General features: G+C 63.5%; 14 protein-coding genes. 7 read left to right on the top strand and 7 right to left on the bottom strand.

Translation table 11 applies throughout. From position 1 onward, the window contains the following. The gene (locus ATE64_RS07270; protein ID WP_058454069.1) at positions 1-1,902 is read right to left on the bottom strand and encodes a potassium transporter Kup; all 1,902 of its coding nucleotides are present in this window, start codon (positions 1,900-1,902) and stop codon (positions 1-3) included. A 221-nt stretch (positions 1,903-2,123) separates the two neighbouring features. On the opposite strand from ATE64_RS07270, the gene ATE64_RS07265 reads away from it, so the two are divergent. After that, on the top strand, positions 2,124-2,426 hold the full coding sequence (locus ATE64_RS07265) for a hypothetical protein (RefSeq protein ID WP_058454068.1): 303 nt from the start codon (positions 2,124-2,126) through the stop codon (positions 2,424-2,426). A 775-nt stretch (positions 2,427-3,201) separates the two neighbouring features. Here ATE64_RS07265 and ATE64_RS07260 read toward each other — a convergent pair. Genes ATE64_RS07260 through ATE64_RS07245 form a run of 4 tightly spaced genes read right to left on the bottom strand, consistent with a single transcriptional unit; the run spans position 3,202 to position 7,626 of the window. After that, positions 3,202-4,452, bottom strand: a complete 1,251-nt coding sequence (locus tag ATE64_RS07260) for an acetyl-CoA C-acetyltransferase (protein WP_058454067.1) — start codon at positions 4,450-4,452, stop codon at positions 3,202-3,204. A 17-nt stretch (positions 4,453-4,469) separates the two neighbouring features. After that, complete coding sequence (locus tag ATE64_RS07255) at positions 4,470-5,675, bottom strand: acyl-CoA dehydrogenase family protein (RefSeq protein ID WP_058454066.1); 1,206 nt, start codon at positions 5,673-5,675, stop codon at positions 4,470-4,472. Beyond that, a complete protein-coding gene (locus ATE64_RS07250) occupies positions 5,672-6,766 on the bottom strand; it encodes an acyl-CoA dehydrogenase family protein (RefSeq protein ID WP_058454065.1) in 1,095 nt (364 codons plus the stop codon). Before ATE64_RS07250 ends, ATE64_RS07255 begins: the two co-directional genes overlap by 4 nt. A 59-nt stretch (positions 6,767-6,825) precedes the next feature. Next, on the bottom strand, positions 6,826-7,626 hold the full coding sequence (locus ATE64_RS07245) for an enoyl-CoA hydratase/isomerase family protein (RefSeq protein WP_058454064.1): 801 nt from the start codon (positions 7,624-7,626) through the stop codon (positions 6,826-6,828). Between the two features lie 103 nt (positions 7,627-7,729). Here ATE64_RS07245 and ATE64_RS07240 point away from each other — a divergent pair, with 103 nt between their 5' ends. Together ATE64_RS07240 and ATE64_RS07235 are read left to right on the top strand one after the other, a co-directional pair. Beyond that, positions 7,730-8,821 carry an acyl-CoA dehydrogenase family protein gene (locus tag ATE64_RS07240; protein WP_058454063.1) on the top strand — a complete coding sequence of 364 codons (1,092 nt, stop codon included), beginning with the start codon at positions 7,730-7,732 and terminating at the stop codon, positions 8,819-8,821. A gap of 1 nt (position 8,822) precedes the next feature. Then, positions 8,823-10,046 carry an acyl-CoA dehydrogenase family protein gene (locus tag ATE64_RS07235; protein WP_058454062.1) on the top strand — a complete coding sequence of 408 codons (1,224 nt, stop codon included), beginning with the start codon at positions 8,823-8,825 and terminating at the stop codon, positions 10,044-10,046. Between the two features lie 32 nt (positions 10,047-10,078). On the opposite strand, the gene ATE64_RS07230 is transcribed toward ATE64_RS07235, so the two are convergent. After that, a complete protein-coding gene (locus ATE64_RS07230) occupies positions 10,079-11,566 on the bottom strand; it encodes a class I adenylate-forming enzyme family protein (RefSeq protein ID WP_058454061.1) in 1,488 nt (495 codons plus the stop codon). Positions 11,567-11,641: 75 nt separating this feature from the next. Here ATE64_RS07230 and ATE64_RS07225 point away from each other — a divergent pair, with 75 nt between their 5' ends. Genes ATE64_RS07225 through ATE64_RS07215 form a run of 3 tightly spaced genes read left to right on the top strand, consistent with a single transcriptional unit; the run spans position 11,642 to position 14,559 of the window. After that, positions 11,642-12,928: a MaoC family dehydratase N-terminal domain-containing protein gene (locus tag ATE64_RS07225; RefSeq protein WP_058454060.1), complete on the top strand. Its 1,287-nt coding sequence runs from the start codon at positions 11,642-11,644 to the stop codon at positions 12,926-12,928. 46 nt (positions 12,929-12,974) lie between these two features. Further along, positions 12,975-13,769: an enoyl-CoA hydratase-related protein gene (locus ATE64_RS07220; protein ID WP_058454059.1), complete on the top strand. Its 795-nt coding sequence runs from the start codon at positions 12,975-12,977 to the stop codon at positions 13,767-13,769. Next, the gene (locus ATE64_RS07215) at positions 13,762-14,559 is read left to right on the top strand and encodes an enoyl-CoA hydratase/isomerase family protein (protein ID WP_058454058.1); all 798 of its coding nucleotides are present in this window, start codon (positions 13,762-13,764) and stop codon (positions 14,557-14,559) included. Before ATE64_RS07220 ends, ATE64_RS07215 begins: the two co-directional genes overlap by 8 nt. 2 nt (positions 14,560-14,561) lie before the next feature. Here the strand turns inward: ATE64_RS07215 and ATE64_RS07210 are convergent, their stop codons facing one another. Next, a complete protein-coding gene (locus ATE64_RS07210) occupies positions 14,562-15,353 on the bottom strand; it encodes an acyl-CoA thioesterase domain-containing protein (RefSeq protein ID WP_058454057.1) in 792 nt (263 codons plus the stop codon). A gap of 97 nt (positions 15,354-15,450) precedes the next feature. Here ATE64_RS07210 and ATE64_RS07205 point away from each other — a divergent pair, with 97 nt between their 5' ends. Beyond that, positions 15,451-16,662 carry an acyl-CoA dehydrogenase family protein gene (locus ATE64_RS07205; RefSeq protein WP_058454056.1) on the top strand — a complete coding sequence of 404 codons (1,212 nt, stop codon included), beginning with the start codon at positions 15,451-15,453 and terminating at the stop codon, positions 16,660-16,662. Positions 16,663-16,664: the final 2 nt, after the last annotated feature.

Genomic DNA, 16,664 nt, shown 5'->3' with positions numbered 1-16,664 from the left:
TCAGATCTCGACCTGCGATCCGAGCTCGACCACGCGATTGCTTGGAAGCTTGAAGAATTCCATCGGGCTTTCGGCGTTCTGGACCATCCAGGCGAAGAGCTTCTCTCGCCAGATGGCCATGCCTGGCTTGCTGGAGGCGATCAGTGTCTGGCGGCTGAGAAAATAGCTGGTCTCGAAGCCGTTGATCGGGCCGCCTGCGCCATCGAAAGCGCTTAGCGCGGCCGGGATATCGACGTCCTCCATGAAGCCGTGCCGCAATCGCACGCGATAAAAGCCTTCGCCCGAAGCGATTACGCTGACGCCTTCTTCCGGCGGAAGGTGCGGCACGTCGTCGGTGACGACTGTCAGGATGATCACACGTTCGTGCAGGACCTTGTTGTGCTTCACATTGTGCAGCAGCGACGGCGGCACGCCATCCACCGAAGAGGAAAGGAATATCGCCGTTCCGGGGACGCGCTTGACCGAGGTTGCCGTGGCTTTGACGAACAGGTCGAGATCCATCGCGCCGAGCTGGAGGTAGCGCCGCATGATCTTGCGTCCGGTCGACCAGGTGGTGAGCAGGACGAACGCAGTCGCCGCGACGAGAAGGGGAAACCAGCCGCCGTCGGGAATCTTTGTCACATTCGATGCGAAATAGGCGCCATCGATCAAGAGGAAGAGGCCCGTCACGCCGCCGGCAAGCAAGGGATGCCAGCGCCAGACCTTGAACGTCAATATGCCGAGCATGCAGGCGGTGAGAACCATCGTTCCGGTAACCGCGATGCCGTAGGCCGCGGCAAGGTTGCTCGAACTGCGGAAGCCCAGCACAAGCGCGATGACGAGCACGAGCAGCGTCCAGTTGACGAACGGCACATACACTTGTCCGACGGTCGAAGCGCTCGTGTGGAGAATCCGCAGGCGGGGAAGGAAGCCGAGCTGAACGGCCTGCCGCGTGACCGAGAACGCCCCCGAAATGACCGCCTGGCTGGCGATGATGGTGGCCAGCGTCGCGAGGATGACAAGAGGAAGCCGCGCCCATTCGGGTGCGAGCAGGAAGAAGGGATTGGCTACCGCAGCCGGATCGTCGATGAGCAGCGCGCCCTGGCCCATATAGTTGAGCATGAGGCAGGGGAGCGCGGCGTAAAGCCATGCGATGCTGATCGCCTTGCGCCCGAAATGCCCCATGTCGGCATAAAGCGCCTCGGCGCCGGTCACCGCGAGAACCACCGAGCCGAGTGCCAGAAAGGCCAGTTGCGGATCGAGCGTGAAAAAGCGCAATGCCCAGAGCGGGTTGACGATTTGGAGTATCTCGGGATGACGAACGATATTGGAGACGCCGAGCACGGCCAGAACGAGGAAATAGATCGCCATTACGGGACCAAATAATGCTCCGACCCTTTCTGTCCCGCGTCGCTGGATCAGAAACAAGCCCAGAAGGATAACCATCGCGATCGGCAGAACGAACTGTCCGAGCGAATTCTCGACGACCGTCAGCCCCTCGACAGCTGAAAGCACCGAGATGGCGGGGGTGATGATGGCGTCGCCATAGAAAAGCGCGGTTGCAAGCACGCCGAGCATGGCGATCGCGGGCGTCCAGCGGTTTTCACCAAGGGTGCGGGAAATGAGTGCAAGAAGCGCCATGCTCCCGCCCTCTCCATCATTGTCGGCGCGCATCACGATCAAGATATATTTGATCGTGACGATCAGCGTCATCGTCCAGAAGATCAGCGAGAGCACGCCATAAATATGGACGTGATCGACAGTCAGCGGATGGTGGCCGACGAAGCTTTCCTTCAAGGCATAGAGCGGGGAGGTGCCGATATCGCCGAAGACCACGCCGAGCGCCCCGAGCGCCAATGTCGAAAGACGCGCTTTCGCATGGGTGCCGGTCCCGGTTTCGGCATCGCCGCTCTTCGTGCTCATCACGCCCTCCCATAGTCTCTCAACACGTCGGCAATGACATGGATCGGCATATATTCTCCATGTTGGATGAGCGAATTTTGCATATGAATTACATATGATTCACCAACAGCTCCCGCGTTTTCCGGTCGATCATATGCAATCTCAACGCCGGACGGCATTTCCCTATCTCGATTTCCTACGCAGCCATGCGTAATTGAACGGCCTCCTTCTGGAGGTCTGACATGAAGAAATGGCATGAAACGCTCGCTGCCAATTTGGGCCTGCGGGCCGGCGGCGTCGCACTTCTGGTACTGGGTTGGTCGGTTGCCGTCCGGCTTCATCAGATGGCGCTGGCCACATCGCCCCGCGAGCCGTCGTCGTTCATGATGCTCCTTTCTGCGATCGTCTTCCTGTGCGGCAGTGGCGGCAGCGCGCTCCTGTTCGTCGGACCCGGCTTGTGGGAGACCCTGGAGGTTTCGGAGCGCTGGCGGCGTTTGCCGATGTCTTCCTTCGACTCTCCGGACGGGTTCGACCGCGATTTGTGACCACGCGCGCAGGATTGAAATCCGCCCGATTGCCTACGCGGCACGCCTGCAGCCCGATTTCAGCAAGGGCCTGGATGGAACTGGCTCTATCGCCGATGCCGCGGTGGCGAGCGTTACGGCATCTTTCTAATAGCAAAGGCTTCGGATGGCTGATCGCCGTCCGAAGCTCTCATCAGATGGCTGTTCATTCTGCGACTAAGGTCCGCTTGCGCGGCCGGACGAAACAAAGCGGAATGTCGTGAAACTTCACCTCGAAGCGAAACATGCTCGGCCATTCACTGTCGAACTGCACGTACAAGGACGGAGCGGTCGATGTGACCTTCCCAAAACCATTTGATATCATTGTGCAAAACCTGCCCCGCGAGGAACTCGCGGACGCGGGTTTTAGCGCAAAAACGCCAAAAGGAAGGAAATGGCTCCGGTTCGTAGATGAAGTTCGAACTGCGCTGGTACAGGAGTCTACGCAAATCGGCCTCTTGCTCCAAAGTTATCGAATGATTTCAGAGGAGATCGCAAATGGTCGAACTGCGGGCATGAGATAAATGGCGACCGCTTTGCGCCTGCGTCTGGCCATTCTGACATTGCCGGGCCAGAATGCGAAAGCAGCCATTCTTTCGATGCCTGAGCGGAGGCTGCATCCCGCCTCTAAATTGGGCGTTCTCCCTGTAAGCGGTTGTTCAGCGATGATGTAAATTCGCCGCTCCCGGCCAACCTGATGCGTGCCGGTACCGCCCCGGGGTGCAAGGTAGCCCCGGAGCGGTTAGCTGCGAGCGGATCAGATCCGCTCGATGATGATGGCAGGAGCCATGCCGCCCGCAGCGCACATGGTGACGAGGCCGTAGCGGCCCCCCGAACGTTCGAGCTCGTCGAGCGCGGTGCCGATCAGGATCGATCCCGTCGCGCCGATCGGGTGGCCGAGCGCCATCGCACCGCCGTTGATGTTGACCTTTTCGCGATCGAGATCGAGGTCGCGAATGAACTTCTCGGCGACGACGGCAAAGGCCTCGTTGATTTCCCAGACGTCGATATCATCCTTCGTCAGCCCGGCCTTTTCGAGCACCTTTTTTGCCGCCGGAACCGGCGCGTTGAGCATCAGCGTCGGATCGTCGCCGACATTGGCATAGGCGACGACGCGGGCGCGGGGTTTCAGCCCGTGCTTGTCGGCATAGTCTTTCGACGTCAGCAGGATCGCCGCGGCCCCGTCGACGACGCCCGAGCTGTTGCCTGCATGATGAATGCCCTCCCATTCGAGGCCCGGATAGACGCGCTGGATCTGCTTGGCGAACGTCACGCCGCCGCCAAGGTCGAAATCCTTGAGCGCGCCGAAGCTCGCCTTGAGCCCGGCGAGCCCTTCGGCGGTCGTTTCGGGGCGCGGGAATTCCTCGCGGTCGAGCGCAACGCTGCCGTCGGGATTGAGGACCGGGACCACCGACTTGTCGAAGCGGCCCTCGGCAATCGCGACGGCGGCGCGCTTCTGGCTTTCGAGCGCCAGAGCATCGACAGCCTCGCGGCTGATGCCCTCGCGAGCGGCGATCGCGTCGCCGCAGACGCCCTGGTGCGACTGAGGATGGATCGCATCGAGCGCGGCATGGCCCGATCCCATGCCGAGCGGCTTGATCCCGGCATTGGCTTCCTCGGCGGCGAGGGTTGCCGTATAGCTCATCATCTCGGTACCGCCGGCGATGACGCAGTCTTCCATGCCCGACATGACGGTCGCCGCGGCGAAGTTCACCGTGCTGATGCCGCCGCCGCAGAAGCGGTCGAGCGTGGTTCCCGATGCCTTGGTGTCATAGCCGGCCGAAAGCGCCGCCATGCGGCCGAGATCGCCCCCCTGCTTGCCCTTCTGGGTCGAGGTCGACCAGATGATGTCGTCGACCGTCGCGGTATCGAGATTGTTGCGGTCGCGGATCGCGGCGAGAACGGTCGCGGCGAGATGCTGGGGATGCAGATGCGACAAGGCGCCCTTGCCGGGCTTGCCGATCCCGCGCGGGGTACGGACGGCATCGATGATATAGGCTTCGGTCATGGCGTGAATCCTTGTGGTCAGGCGGGGATCTGGTTGAAGGGGACGCCCTTGTCGGGGCGATGGTCCTGGGGCAGGCCGAGGATTTTCTCGGCGATGGTGTTGAGCAGCATCTCGTCGGCGCCGCCCGCGATGCGGCCGGTGGGCGCGTTGATCCAGCTCGACGTCCAATCCTCCTTTTGCGAGGCGTGGTCGTCGAAGGCGAAGCCGTCGTTGCCCTGAAGGTCGATCGCGAGTTCGGACAGCTTCTGGCGCGACCGCACCGACACCAGCTTGTTGAGCGAGCCCTCGGGGCCCGGGACCATACCCGCCTGCATCATCGCCATCGCGCGCGCGGTGATCGAATTGAGACCGTTCCGCATCGCATAATTGCGCGCGATCTGCTGCCGGATGCGGCCGTCAGCGATCGCGGGCTTGCCGTTGATCAGGGTAGCCTTCGCCAGTTCGACGAACAGGTCGAGATGCGGGCCGAAGCCGCCGCTGTCGGTCGCAACATAGCGTTCGATCATCAGCGTCGCCATGGCGACCGCAAAGCCGCCGCCAACGGGCGACATGCGGTGATCGTCGTCGACCTTCACATCGTCGAAGAACACCTCGTTGACGTGGCTGTCGCCACCCGCAAGCCTGATCGGACGCACGGTGACGCCGGGCGCTTTCATGTCGACCCAAAAATAGGTGAGTCCCTTGTGTTTTGGCACATTCGGGTCGGTGCGGACGACGATGACGCCATAATCGCTATATTGCGCCCAGCTCGTCCAGACCTTTTGCCCGTTGATTTTCCAGCCGTTGCCGTCGGGTTCGGCCTTGGTCCTTAGCCCGGCGAGGTCGGATCCGCCCGCGGGTTCCGAAAAGAGCTGGCACCAGATTTCCTCGCCGCGCAGCGCCTTCAGCACGCGCTCCTTCACAAAGGCCTTGTCTTCGCCAAACTGCATCAGGATCGGCACCGGCATGCCGAGCGAGATGCCGAAATAGGCGTTGGGGAAGCCGTGCTTCATTTCCTCGCTGTCGAAGGTCACCTTTTCGAGATGTCCGAGCCCCTGACCGCCATATTCGACCGGCCAGTTGATGCCCGCGTAGCCAGCTTCGAACTTTGCGGCCTGATAGCGGCGGGCAAGGGCAAGGTCGTCGGCTTCGGACAAGCCTTTGCGCGCTGCTTTGCCGAACGCTGGCACCATCGATTCGAGCCAGGTGGCAGCCCTGGCGCGATAGGCTTCGAGATCGCTCATGCCGCTTCTCCCGTCAGGCGGTCGACCAATATATCTTCCCAGAACAGCCCGTTGCCCTGCTCGATCGCGAGGCTGCGCGCGCGGCGCATGTGGAGGTGAAGTCCGATTTCCCAGGTCACGCCGATGCCGCCGTGGATCTGGATGCAATCGCGGGCGGCGGTGTCATAAGCCTCGGTCGCCGACAGGCGCGCCGCAGCCGCCGCGACGATGAAATCATCATTGTCTTCGCGCGATGCGGCATGAATGCAGTTCGCGCGTGCCAGTTCGACAAGGCCGTACAGCTCGGCGATGCGATGCTTGACCGACTGGAAGGCGCCGATGACCTGGCCGAAGGCGCGGCGCGTCAGCGCATAATCGCGCGCGATTTCCATCATCGCCTCGGCGCCCCCCGTCTGCTCGTGCGCGGTAATGACTGCTTGGAGCGAGAGGATGTGGAGCGCGGCTTCGCGCGCTGCGCCGTCGATGGCCAGCGGCTGCGCCGGTATATCGGTGAAACCAAGGTGGGCGTAGCAGCGGCTGTTGTCGAAGCCGCCGATGGCGCTGCGCTCGACATCGGAAAGTTCGGCCACGACGAGAACGGGGCCCAGGGACCCCATGGCGTAGACCACCGCGATGTCGGCGACGAGGCCGCCGGTAACCCCGGTCGCCCGCCCGCTGATCCGGCCATCGGCAAAGCGGATTGCCGGGTAGATCGGCAGGGGATCGGAGCCCGACGCAAAGGCGACGACGCCGACGATTTCGCCGCTGGCAAGCCCGGGCAGCCAGCGCGTCTTTTGCTCGTCCGACCCGTAAAGTTCGATCGCTTTGGCGCAGCCGAAACCCGAAGTCAGGAAGGGCGCGCCGCTCAGGGTACGGCCCGCCTGATGCGCGATCAGGCCGAGTTCAACGAGGCCCAGTGCAAGCCCGCCATATTCCTCCGGCAACGCGAGGGCGGTCCAGCCCTGTTCCTTGGCAGTGTTCCAGAATCCCTCGTGATAGCGGCCGGTCATCTCGAGCAGTGGCAACAGCTCGTCCTTGTTCATCCGCGCTTCGAGCACGCGGCGCGATTCGGTTGCGATCGCCTGCTGGCCTTCGTCATACAAAATCGACATGCGTGTCCAATCCCTCGCTTTTTCGTAGGTCTATTTCTCGGTCCGACGCGACGCTTCCGCTAGCGGATCGTAAATTTCTTGGCCTTGTCGGCCATCAGCGCCGCGCGGTTCACCTGCGGCACGCCGACCGGGTTGCCGATCTGGCAATATTTAAGGCCCTGCTGGAGTGCGACGCTGCGCGGCAGGTCGAGCGATTCCCATATCGCCTTGATCGAACCGGCGGTCGCTGCCGGGGGTTTAGCCGCGATCGCCGTCGCCAGTTCGTGCGCGCGCGGCCACAGCTCGTCCAGCGTCGTGATTTCGCTCACCAGTCCGATGCGCAGCGCGGTACCGGCGCCGATGCGCTCGTCATTGCCGAGCAACACCATCCGCAGCACGTCGTGCAGCGGCATGTGATACGTCATGCCGATCGGCTCGAGCGCGCTCGTCATGCCATAGGTGACGTGCGGGTCGAAGAAGGTCGCTTCCTCGGAGCAGATGATGATGTCGCTCTCGTTGAGCCAGTAAAAGGCGCCGCCCGCCGCCATGCCGTGCACCGCGGCGATGATCGGCTTCCAGCAGTTCATGGACTTGGGCCCGAGGTAATTGCCGGGGTCTTCGCAGTGCCAGATGTTGGCGAGGTCGACGACGGTCCCACCGGGCTTCTGCGATTCCTTGACGTCGACCCCCGTGCACCACGCCTTGCCCGGCGCGGCGCGGAGCACGCAGCAATGGACATCGTCCTCGCGCGCGATCCACTTCCACAGATGTTCGAATTCGTCCATCATCTGCTTGGTGAAGCTGTTCATCGCCTCGGGCCGGTTGAGGGTGATCGTAGCGATATGATCGGCGATATCGACCAGAATGGTTTCATACTGCATGGGCGGGGCTTCCTCTCCGGCCGTTCTCATTCGGCTTTCTCATGGTTGACCTAGTTATACAACTCGCTATGACACAGACCACAACAAGAGGGCAAGGCCTGCGATGAATTTCGACCTTAGCGATGAACAGAAAATGCTCGGCGAGCAAGCGCGGTCGCTTCTGGCCGATATGTCGTCGTTCGACCGTCTGCGAACACTGATCGACTCGGGCGTCGAATGGGACGAGCCGTTGTGGCGCGCGCTCGCCGACATGGGCTTCCTCGGTGCTGCGATTCCCGAAGAGCAAGGCGGGCTCGGCCTTGGCGCGCTCGACCTTGGCGTGATCATGGAAGCGCTCGGCGCTGCGAATGCTGCGGTGCCGTTCATGAGTTCGATCATCCTGGGAGCCGAGGCGATCCGCCTCGCTGGAAGCGAGGCGCAGAAGGCGGCGTGGCTTCCCAAGCTGGCGAGCGGCGATGCGCTCGCGACCTTCGCCTATGCCGAGGGGCCGGGGCCGGTCTTTGCGACGGGCGCATCGCTCGCGGGCGGGCGCCTTTCGGGAAGTAAGTCTCCGGTCGCCGACGCCGGCATCGCCGATATCGCGGTCGTTCTCGTCGCGGGAGGCAGCTTTGCGCTGGTCGAATTGGATCAGCCCGGCGTGACGCGGACGAAGCTCGACAGCTTTGACCAGCTGCGCCCGCACTACCGCCTCGATTTCGCCGACGCCGTGGCGGAGGCAATGCCGGGAGCAGGCAAACTCGACCGGCTGATCGACCATGCGGCGGTGCTTGCGGCGTTCGAAGCCGTGGGAGCGTCCGACGCCTGCCTTCGCATGGCGCGCGACTATGCAATGGAACGCCAGATGTTCGGACGCCCGCTCGCGGGGTATCAGGCTATCAAACACAAGCTCTCCGATGTCGCGGTGGCGACCGAACTCGCGCGCTCCAATGCCTATTTTGGCGGTTGGGCAGCCGAGTCTTCGCCCGACGATCTGCCGGCAGCGGCGGCGGCGGCGCGCCTGTCGGGCATCAAATGCTTCGAACTCGCGGCGCGCGAGAATCTGCAGGTGCACGGCGGCATCGGCTATACCTTCGAGGCGAACTGCCATTTCTATTACCGGCGCGAGCGCATGCTCAGCGTGCATCTGGGCAACCGGGGTTTCTGGGCCGACCGGTTGCTGAACGCGCAGCCGGGCAGCCAAGTGAAAGCGGCGTAAGATGGATTTCAACGACAGCTCCGAAGAAGCCGCCTTCCGCTCGCAAGCGCGCGATTGGCTCGCTGCGCATGCCCCAGCGCACGAGCTGACGCCGGGCGAAAAAATACCCGACACCGAAGAGGCCGATCGTGGCCGGGCGTGGATGCGCGCGCTTTACGAGGGCGGCTGGTCGGGCCTGACCTTTCCCAAGGCGCTCGGTGGGCGCGGCCTGTCGGGCGCGGAGGCGGTGATCTTCGCCGAGGAAGAGGGCAAATATCACCTGCCCAAGGGGCCTTTCACTTCGATCGGTACGGGCATGGCGCTGCCCGTGATCGCGAAACACGGCACCGACGCACAGCGCGCACGCTTTATCGAAGCGACGCTGAAGGGCGACCTGACCTGGTGCCAGCTCTTCTCCGAGCCTGCCGCGGGCTCGGACCTCGCGGCGCTGCGTACCAAGGCGGTGCGTGCCGATGACGGCAGCGGCGACTGGATCGTCAACGGCCAGAAGGTCTGGTCGAGCTGGGCGCATTTGACGGACTGGGGCATCCTGGTCGTGCGGACCGACCCAACCTTGCCCAAGCATAAGGGGCTAACCTTCTTCGTCGTCGACATGAAGACGCCGGGAATCGAGACGCGCCCGATCCGCCAGATTTCGGGCGCGAGCGAGTTCAACGAAACCTTCCTCACCGACGTCCGTATCCCCGACGCCAACCGGATCGGCGCCGAGGGCGAGGGCTGGGCCTGCTGCATGACCGTCTTGATGGGCGAACGCCTCGGCTCGGGAGCGCATCGCAGTGGGATCGGGCCTTTGCTCGATTATGCCGCGGCGACCCCCGATGGCCATGGCGGTACGATGCTCGATGACCGTGCGGTGCGCCAGCAACTTGCCGAAGCGCTCGCCGACGAACAGGGCGAACGATTCTTTCAGGCGCGGCTGCGGACCATGGTCTCCAAAGGCGAAAATCCCGGCGCACTCGCGGGGATGGTCAAGCTTGCCTATGCGGGGCGCTACCAGAAGACCAATGGCCTCGCGCTCGAGCTGCGCGGGCTCGCGGGCATTGCCCCCGAAGCGGGCGACACCGCGACCGGTGACGTTCAGTATGATTATATCTATTCGACCGTGATGCGCATCGCAGGCGGCGCCGACGAGGTGCTGCGCAACCAGATCGCCGAACGCGTTCTGGGGATGCCGGGCGAAGTGCGAATGGACAAGGATGTGCCATTTGAGACGTTGAAGGGGTAATTTGTCTCCCTCTCCTTTAGGGAGAGGACGGGCTAGGCCGCCCGTCGCCGCTCCGCCGCGGCCTTCGCCAGCGGGGCAGCCAGATCCTTCTTCAAGATCTTCCCGTTCGGATTGAGCGGCATCGTGTCCATCACCACCAGCGTTCGCGGAACCTTGTTGTCGCCCAGATGCTCCCTGCAAAAGGCGATGATCTCGTCGCCTGTCGCGGCCTGGCCGGGGCGAAGCGTCACCGCCGCCGCAATATCCTCGCCCAGCACCTCGTGCGGCACGCCGACGACCGCGGCCTGCTGGACCGCCGGGTGCAGATGCAGCACGGTCTCGATCTCGAGCGGCGTGATGTTGTAGCCGCCGCGGATGATCAACTCTTTCGACCGGCCGGCCATGATCAGGTCGCCATCTTCATCCACGTAGCCGAGGTCGCCGGTCTTGGTCCAGCCGCCCTTGAAGCTCTCGGCGGTCGCCTCTGCGTCGTTCCAGTAGCGACGCGGGTGCTTCTGCCAGCCGTAGATTTCACCGACGACATTTGGCTCGGATATGACATTGCCCGCTTCGTCACGAATCTGCATATGCGCCGGCAGCTTGCCGACGCAGCCGGGCTTCAGCACCTGCTCCTGGCTGGTCGTGCCCAGCCCGACCCCGCCTTCGGACATGCCGTAACTGTTGCGGATGCGCAGGTGCGGCCACAGTTCGGCCGCGCGTTTCACCGAATCGTGCGGCAGCGGCGCGGTGCCGGTCATCAGATATTTGACCCCCGCCATGTCGTAGTCGGCAACGTCGGGATGATCGAGCACGAGACGCAGCATCGATGGCACCAAATAGATCAGGTTCGGGCGCTTTTGCCTCGCCAGCTCGAGGAAGCCCTTGGGATCGAACTTCGGCTGGGTGATCGCGGTCGCGCCACCGCGCGCGGGGAGCATCACGATGCCGATATTGCCGCCGGAGCCGGTGAGCGGCAATGCGTTCAGGGTCGAGCGCGAGCGGTCCTGATTATAGCCGGTGACCCCGGTCATCAGGTCGGGATGCGAGACGACGACACCCTTGATCTTGCCCGTCGTGCCCGACGTGCCGAGGATTTCGGCATCGGCGTTGGGGTCGAGGCTGGCCTGATCGGGAAGCGCGGACAGGTCGCGCGGCATTGCGTCGACATGCCAGCAACCGTCGAGTTCCAGGTCCTTCACCAACTCGGGGGCGTCAGTCAGACAGAAGCGCGGTTCGCATAGAGCCGCATAGTCGGAGATCTCGCGCGGGTTGAGACGCGTGTTGATCGGGCAGGCGATCCCGCCCGCGCGGAACACCGCAAACACCGCGATCGCCATTTCGACCGCGCGTGCATTGCTGATCGGCAGGAACACGCGGTCGCCGGGAACGAGGCCCGCCGCGGCGAGGCCGCCGCCGATCTCGTCGGCCTCGCGATCCCATTCGGCGAAGCTGATCTGGCGCCGTGTATCGTCGTGCGCGATCTCGCTCGCCTGATGCTGCGCACGCACCTTCAAAGCATCGCTGATGCGGCGAACTTCCATTACGGCACTATCCCCTTGCTTCGCTATTGGGGATGTATTACCTAGTTATACAACTGGTGACAAGGGAGATATGCGATGGCCGAGGCGAAAAACGACATCAAGGAAAGCGAAGAGTGGCAGAAGGCCGTCGCCTACGAGATTACCGACGCAGACATAGAGCGGCAGCGCAAGCTGTTGGGGTTCGACCAGGCGGCGAAGACGCGCGAATATATCCAGGTCGCGACCGAGGATAATATCCGCAACTTCGCGCACGGTATCGGCGACGACAACCCGCTCTATACCGATCCGCACTATGCGAAGAAGACCCGTTGGGGCAGCGTCATCGCGCCCGGGATGATGGCGGGCGTCATCAACCGGCCGATGCTGGGCGACCCCGTTCCCGACGAGATCAAGGCACTCCGCAAGAGTCTGTTCAAGGGGATCCACGTCTTCGTCTCGGGCTCGCAATGGGATTTCTATCGCCCGATCTATCCCGGCGATACAATCTACAGCTTCAACGGCGACGAGACCTGCGAGGTCAAGCAGTCCGAATTCGCCGGGCGTTCGGTGATCGGCGTGCGCCGCGACGTGAAAATCAACCAGCGCGGCGAGGTCGTCGCGGTCTATCGCATCCTGCGCGTACTGACCGAGCGCAAGACCGCCGCCAAGAAGGGCAAATATTCGTCGATCGAGCCCGCGACCTACACCGACGAGGAAATGCGAGCGATTGAGGATATCTATGCCGCCGAACGCGTCCAGGGCGCCGAAAAGCGCTGGTTCGAAAGCGTCGAGAAGGGTGATTCGCTGGGGCTGCAGGCCAAGGGCCCGCTGACCGTCACGGACGTGATCTGCTTTCATGCCGGCGGTTACGGCTTCGTGCCCTATGCGCCGACCGCTAACCGCCTCGCGCACAAGAACCGCCAGCGCATCCCGGCCTTCTATGTGAAGAATGAATATGGCATTCCCGACGTCGCGCAGCGGCTGCACTGGGACCCGACCTGGGCGCAAGCGATCGGTAATCCGATGGCCTATGACTATGGGGTCATGCGCGAAAATTACCTGTGGCAATATCTCAGCGACTGGGCCGGCGACGATGCCGTCATCACCCACATTCACGACGAGATCCGCAAGTTCAACTATATGGGCGACGTCCAGCGCGTGACCGGCGAAGTGCTCGCGAAACGGGAGGAGGGTGGCCAGAGTTTCGTCGATGTGGCGGTGAAATTCACCAACCAGCGCGACGAGGAAACCGTGCGCGCGACCGCGACGATCGCATTGCCGAGCAAGTCCCGCCCGCTACCGCTTTATCCCGCCGTGCCCGACGACCTCGCCGAGAAGGCAGTGCGCATGCTGGCGCGCCACCGCGAACTTGGCGGGGATTGATTCGCCCTCCATTCCCTTCGACAAGAACGGAACAGGGGAGGAATCCATGTCCGAAGTGCTGATCGACGATGATGCGGGGGTCCGCACCATCACCCTCAACCGGCCCGACCGGCTCAACGCGCTGACAAGCTCGATCATGGCGCCGCTCGCCGACGCCTGCGCCGACGCGGCGCGCGATGCGTCGGTCGGCTGCGTCGTCGTGACCGGCGCGGGCAGGGGGTTCTGCGCCGGCGGCGATCTCAAGGAAGGCGGCGCCGACAAGGCGGTCGTGCCCGCCAATTCCGACGTCGGAAGCCGCAACGAACAGAGCTTCGTCCGGCTGCGCGGGTTCATGGAAACCTCGCGCCTGCTCCACGAAATGCCCAAGCCGACGATCGCGATGGTCAACGGTCCGGTCGCGGGCGCGGGGATCGGCATCGCCGGGGCGTGCGACCTGCGCTTCGCCGGCAAGAGTGCGAGCTTCCTGACCGCCTTCGACCGCATCGGGGCGGGGGGCGATTTCGGGTCGACCTGGTTCTGGACCAAGATCGTCGGCACCGGCGTGGCGCGCGAACTGTTCCTGCTCGGCGAGAAGCTCTCCGCCCAAGAGGCTTTTGCAAAAGGCATCTATACGCGCTTGTTCGACGACGAAGCGCTGCACGACGCGACGATGGCGGCGGCGCGGCGCCTCGCCGACGGTCCGCGCATGGGCTATCGCTATATGAAAACCAACCTCAACAATGCCGAAGACTGGGCGTTCGAGGCCGCGCTCGATGCCGAGGCGCTGAATATGGGCCTGTCGACAAGCGCGACCGCGATGATCTGGCGCGAGAAGAAGAAGGCCGAAAATCCGGATGGCTGATTTCACGCATATCCGCATCGATCGTCATGAGGACAGCGTTGCGGCGGTGGTCGTCGCGCGGGCCGATATCGGCAACGCGTCGTCGCCCGAAATGCTCGGCGAGGTTCGCGACGCCTTTGCCGCGCTCTCGGGTGAGCGCGACGTGCGCGCGATCATTTTCGCCGCCGAAGGAAAGCATTTCTCAGTCGGCGCCGATTTCGCGTTTCTGCAACGGCTGACGGGCATGTCGGCCAGCGAGATCAAGGACACGGTCTACGCGAACTTCCAGGGCGCGGCGCGGGCGATCTATCGCTGCCCCAAACCGACGCTCGCACTGGTGCAGGGGGCGGCGGTGACGGTCGGCTGCGAACTCGTGCTCGCGTGCGATTTTCGTGTCGCTGCCGATACCGCGATGTTCCAGGAAAGCTGGATCAAGCTCGGCATCATGCCGCCGCTCGGCGGAACCTTTCTGTTGCCCCGCATCGTCGGACTGGGCCGTGCGATGGAGATGTGCCTCCGCGGCAAGCAGGTGCGCGCCGAAGAGGCGCTTGCTATCGGACTGGTCAGCGAAGTCGTCGCGCGGGACGGTCTGGAAGCGCGCGGCATGGCATTGGCCCGCGAACTCGCGGCCTCGGCGCCGCTCGGCTATGCGACGGTCAAGCAGTCGATCCAGCGCGCGCTCGAAAGCAGCATGGAGGCCGAATGGCAGGCGAACCTGCCGAACCAGGCGCTGCTCCTCGGTAGCAAGGATCATCGCGAGGGACTGGCGGCGGTCACCGAAAAACGCACGCCGCAGTTTCGCGGCGAATAGTCTCAATCGCGCGGGCGACCCGGCCCCACGAACACGGTCTGCGTTCCCTTGGCATAGACGCCGTCCTCGTCCGCGAAGATCGTCTGCGCGACGGCATGGCCGTTGCCCGCACCCTCGGTATGCGCGTCGAGCAGAAACCAGTCGCCGCGCGGCATGCGCAGGAACTGGACCGAGATGTCGAGATTGGCATAGCTCCATTCATGCGCATGCGTCGCGCTACCAACGCCATTGCCGAAATCGGCGAAGAGGCACGCCTTCACGAACGGCGATGTCGGAACGCCCGAAACGACCTCGCCATCCATTCGCATCCACGATACGCCGCGGCCGGGTTCACGGACCCGGCCCATGATCGGGCGCGTCTTGATCGCCCCTGCCATGCTGGCGCCAATGAGAAAATTATCCTCGGGCACGTCTGCGGGTGCCGGGTGCGGTTGGGGCGGCGGGAATTCGGGAGTGTCGAGGTGCCGCGCGCGAAGGACATGCGCCTGCGCGACGAGCTTGCCGCCCGCGATAAGTTCGACGCGGTGAAGCTGCGCCTGCCGCCCCTGCCGCACCGGCACGATGCGGGGTACCAGCAGCGTCCGCGGAACAATTCCCAAAATGTCGATCGTCAGGCGGCAGATCTCGAAATCGGGATCGAAGCCCGCATCCTCGACGATATGCCCGATCAGCGCCGCGATCGGCCCTCCCGCGACAGCGTCGGCGAACCAAGGATTGCGCGCGAGACCCGACGGGTCGAAACCTTCGCCATCGGCGATGAAATAATGCGGAACGGTAATTGTATCGAGGCTCATCAATCCCTCCTAATCAAGCTCGCGTAAGCGCACAACATATTTGACGTAGTTATATAACTCGGGCATAGGATTGACCAGATTCGAGGGAGAGCGTGCGATGGACCTGAGCTATGGCGAGGCCGCCGAAGCCTTTCGCGCGGACGTCCGCGCCTTTCTGTCGTCGCACTGGCCGCCCGCCGCGGACTTGCGCGGTGCCGATCTCAAGGCCTTCATCCGCGCCTTTCGTGCCGCCGCAACCGAAGCGGGCTATCTCTATCGCGCGGTTCCGAAGCGTTATGGCGGGTCGGAGCAGCCGGTCGACGTGATCAAGGCGCAGGTGATCCGTGAGGAATTCGCCCGCGCCCGCGCGCCGATGGAGGTCGGTGGCAACGGCATGAACATGACCGTGCCGACGTTGCTCGAAAAAGGGACCGACGAGCAGAAGGAACTCTTCATCCGGGGGACGGTCGAGGGCGATTATATCTGGGGGCAGGGATATTCCGAGCCCGGATCGGGATCCGACCTGGCAAGCGTGCGGACCAAGGGCGAATTGTCTGCCGACGGCAGCAAGTGGATCATCAACGGCCAGAAGATCTGGACGTCGCAGGGGATGCAGTCGACGCACATGTTCATGCTCGTGCGCACCGAGCCCGACGCGCCGAAGCATGACGGCATTACCTACCTGCTCATCGACCTGAACCAGCCCGGTGTCACCCGGCGGCCGATCCGCCAGATGACGGGCGAGGAGGGCGATCACACCTTCTGCGAATTCTTCTTCGACAATGCCGAAACGCCGGTGTCGTGGCAGGTCGGCGAACGCGGGCAGGGCTGGTATGTCAGCCGCACGACGCTGAAGCATGAGCGCGCGAGCATCGGCAGCGCCGACGGACTCGGGCGCCAGTTCGCAAAGCTGGTCGAACTGGCAAAGGAAGTCGATCGTATCGGCGACCCTGTGATCCGCGACAAGCTCGCGCAGATCGAGGGTTTCGTCCTCTCGCACCGCTACACCAGCTTTCGCCTGTTCAGTTGCGCCGCGGCGGGCGAGGATCCGGGGCCGGTGTCGCTGATGATGAAGCTGCTGCTCACCGAGATCGGGCATGAGATGGCACTGCTGGCGCAGGAACTGATCGGCGAACATGCCTTCATTGAGCCCGCAGGCGCGGGCGGACGCGGTAATCGCGGGCCGCGCGGCCCCGAAAAATGGCTCGACCAGATCATGGGCAGCCTCGGCAATTCGATCGCCGGCGGCGCATCGAACATCCAGCGCAACATCATCGGCGAACGCGGCCTCGGCCTGCCGCGCGATCTTGCGATGAGCGGGGAACGCTGACC

The sequence above is a fragment of the Sphingopyxis sp. H073 genome (assembly GCF_001468395.1).
Classification (GTDB): domain Bacteria; phylum Pseudomonadota; class Alphaproteobacteria; order Sphingomonadales; family Sphingomonadaceae; genus Sphingopyxis.
Note: the sequence above shows the minus strand (reverse complement) of the source record. Positions and strands in the feature narration are given on the sequence as shown.

Coding starts and splice junctions, on each gene's coding strand:
- ATE64_RS07245 (WP_058454064.1), bottom strand. CDS start 7,626: ATGCAGTATGAAACCATTCTGGTCGATATCGCCGATCATATCGCTACG.
- ATE64_RS07270 (WP_058454069.1), bottom strand. CDS start 1,902: ATGAGCACGAAGAGCGGCGATGCCGAAACCGGGACCGGCACCCATGCG.
- ATE64_RS07265 (WP_058454068.1), top strand. CDS start 2,124: ATGAAGAAATGGCATGAAACGCTCGCTGCCAATTTGGGCCTGCGGGCC.
- ATE64_RS07250 (WP_058454065.1), bottom strand. CDS start 6,766: ATGTCGATTTTGTATGACGAAGGCCAGCAGGCGATCGCAACCGAATCG.
- ATE64_RS07255 (WP_058454066.1), bottom strand. CDS start 5,675: ATGAGCGATCTCGAAGCCTATCGCGCCAGGGCTGCCACCTGGCTCGAA.
- ATE64_RS07235 (WP_058454062.1), top strand. CDS start 8,823: ATGGATTTCAACGACAGCTCCGAAGAAGCCGCCTTCCGCTCGCAAGCG.
- ATE64_RS07225 (WP_058454060.1), top strand. CDS start 11,642: ATGGCCGAGGCGAAAAACGACATCAAGGAAAGCGAAGAGTGGCAGAAG.
- ATE64_RS07205 (WP_058454056.1), top strand. CDS start 15,451: ATGGACCTGAGCTATGGCGAGGCCGCCGAAGCCTTTCGCGCGGACGTC.
- ATE64_RS07210 (WP_058454057.1), bottom strand. CDS start 15,353: ATGAGCCTCGATACAATTACCGTTCCGCATTATTTCATCGCCGATGGC.
- ATE64_RS07260 (WP_058454067.1), bottom strand. CDS start 4,452: ATGACCGAAGCCTATATCATCGATGCCGTCCGTACCCCGCGCGGGATC.
- ATE64_RS07230 (WP_058454061.1), bottom strand. CDS start 11,566: ATGGAAGTTCGCCGCATCAGCGATGCTTTGAAGGTGCGTGCGCAGCAT.
- ATE64_RS07240 (WP_058454063.1), top strand. CDS start 7,730: ATGAATTTCGACCTTAGCGATGAACAGAAAATGCTCGGCGAGCAAGCG.
- ATE64_RS07220 (WP_058454059.1), top strand. CDS start 12,975: ATGTCCGAAGTGCTGATCGACGATGATGCGGGGGTCCGCACCATCACC.
- ATE64_RS07215 (WP_058454058.1), top strand. CDS start 13,762: ATGGCTGATTTCACGCATATCCGCATCGATCGTCATGAGGACAGCGTT.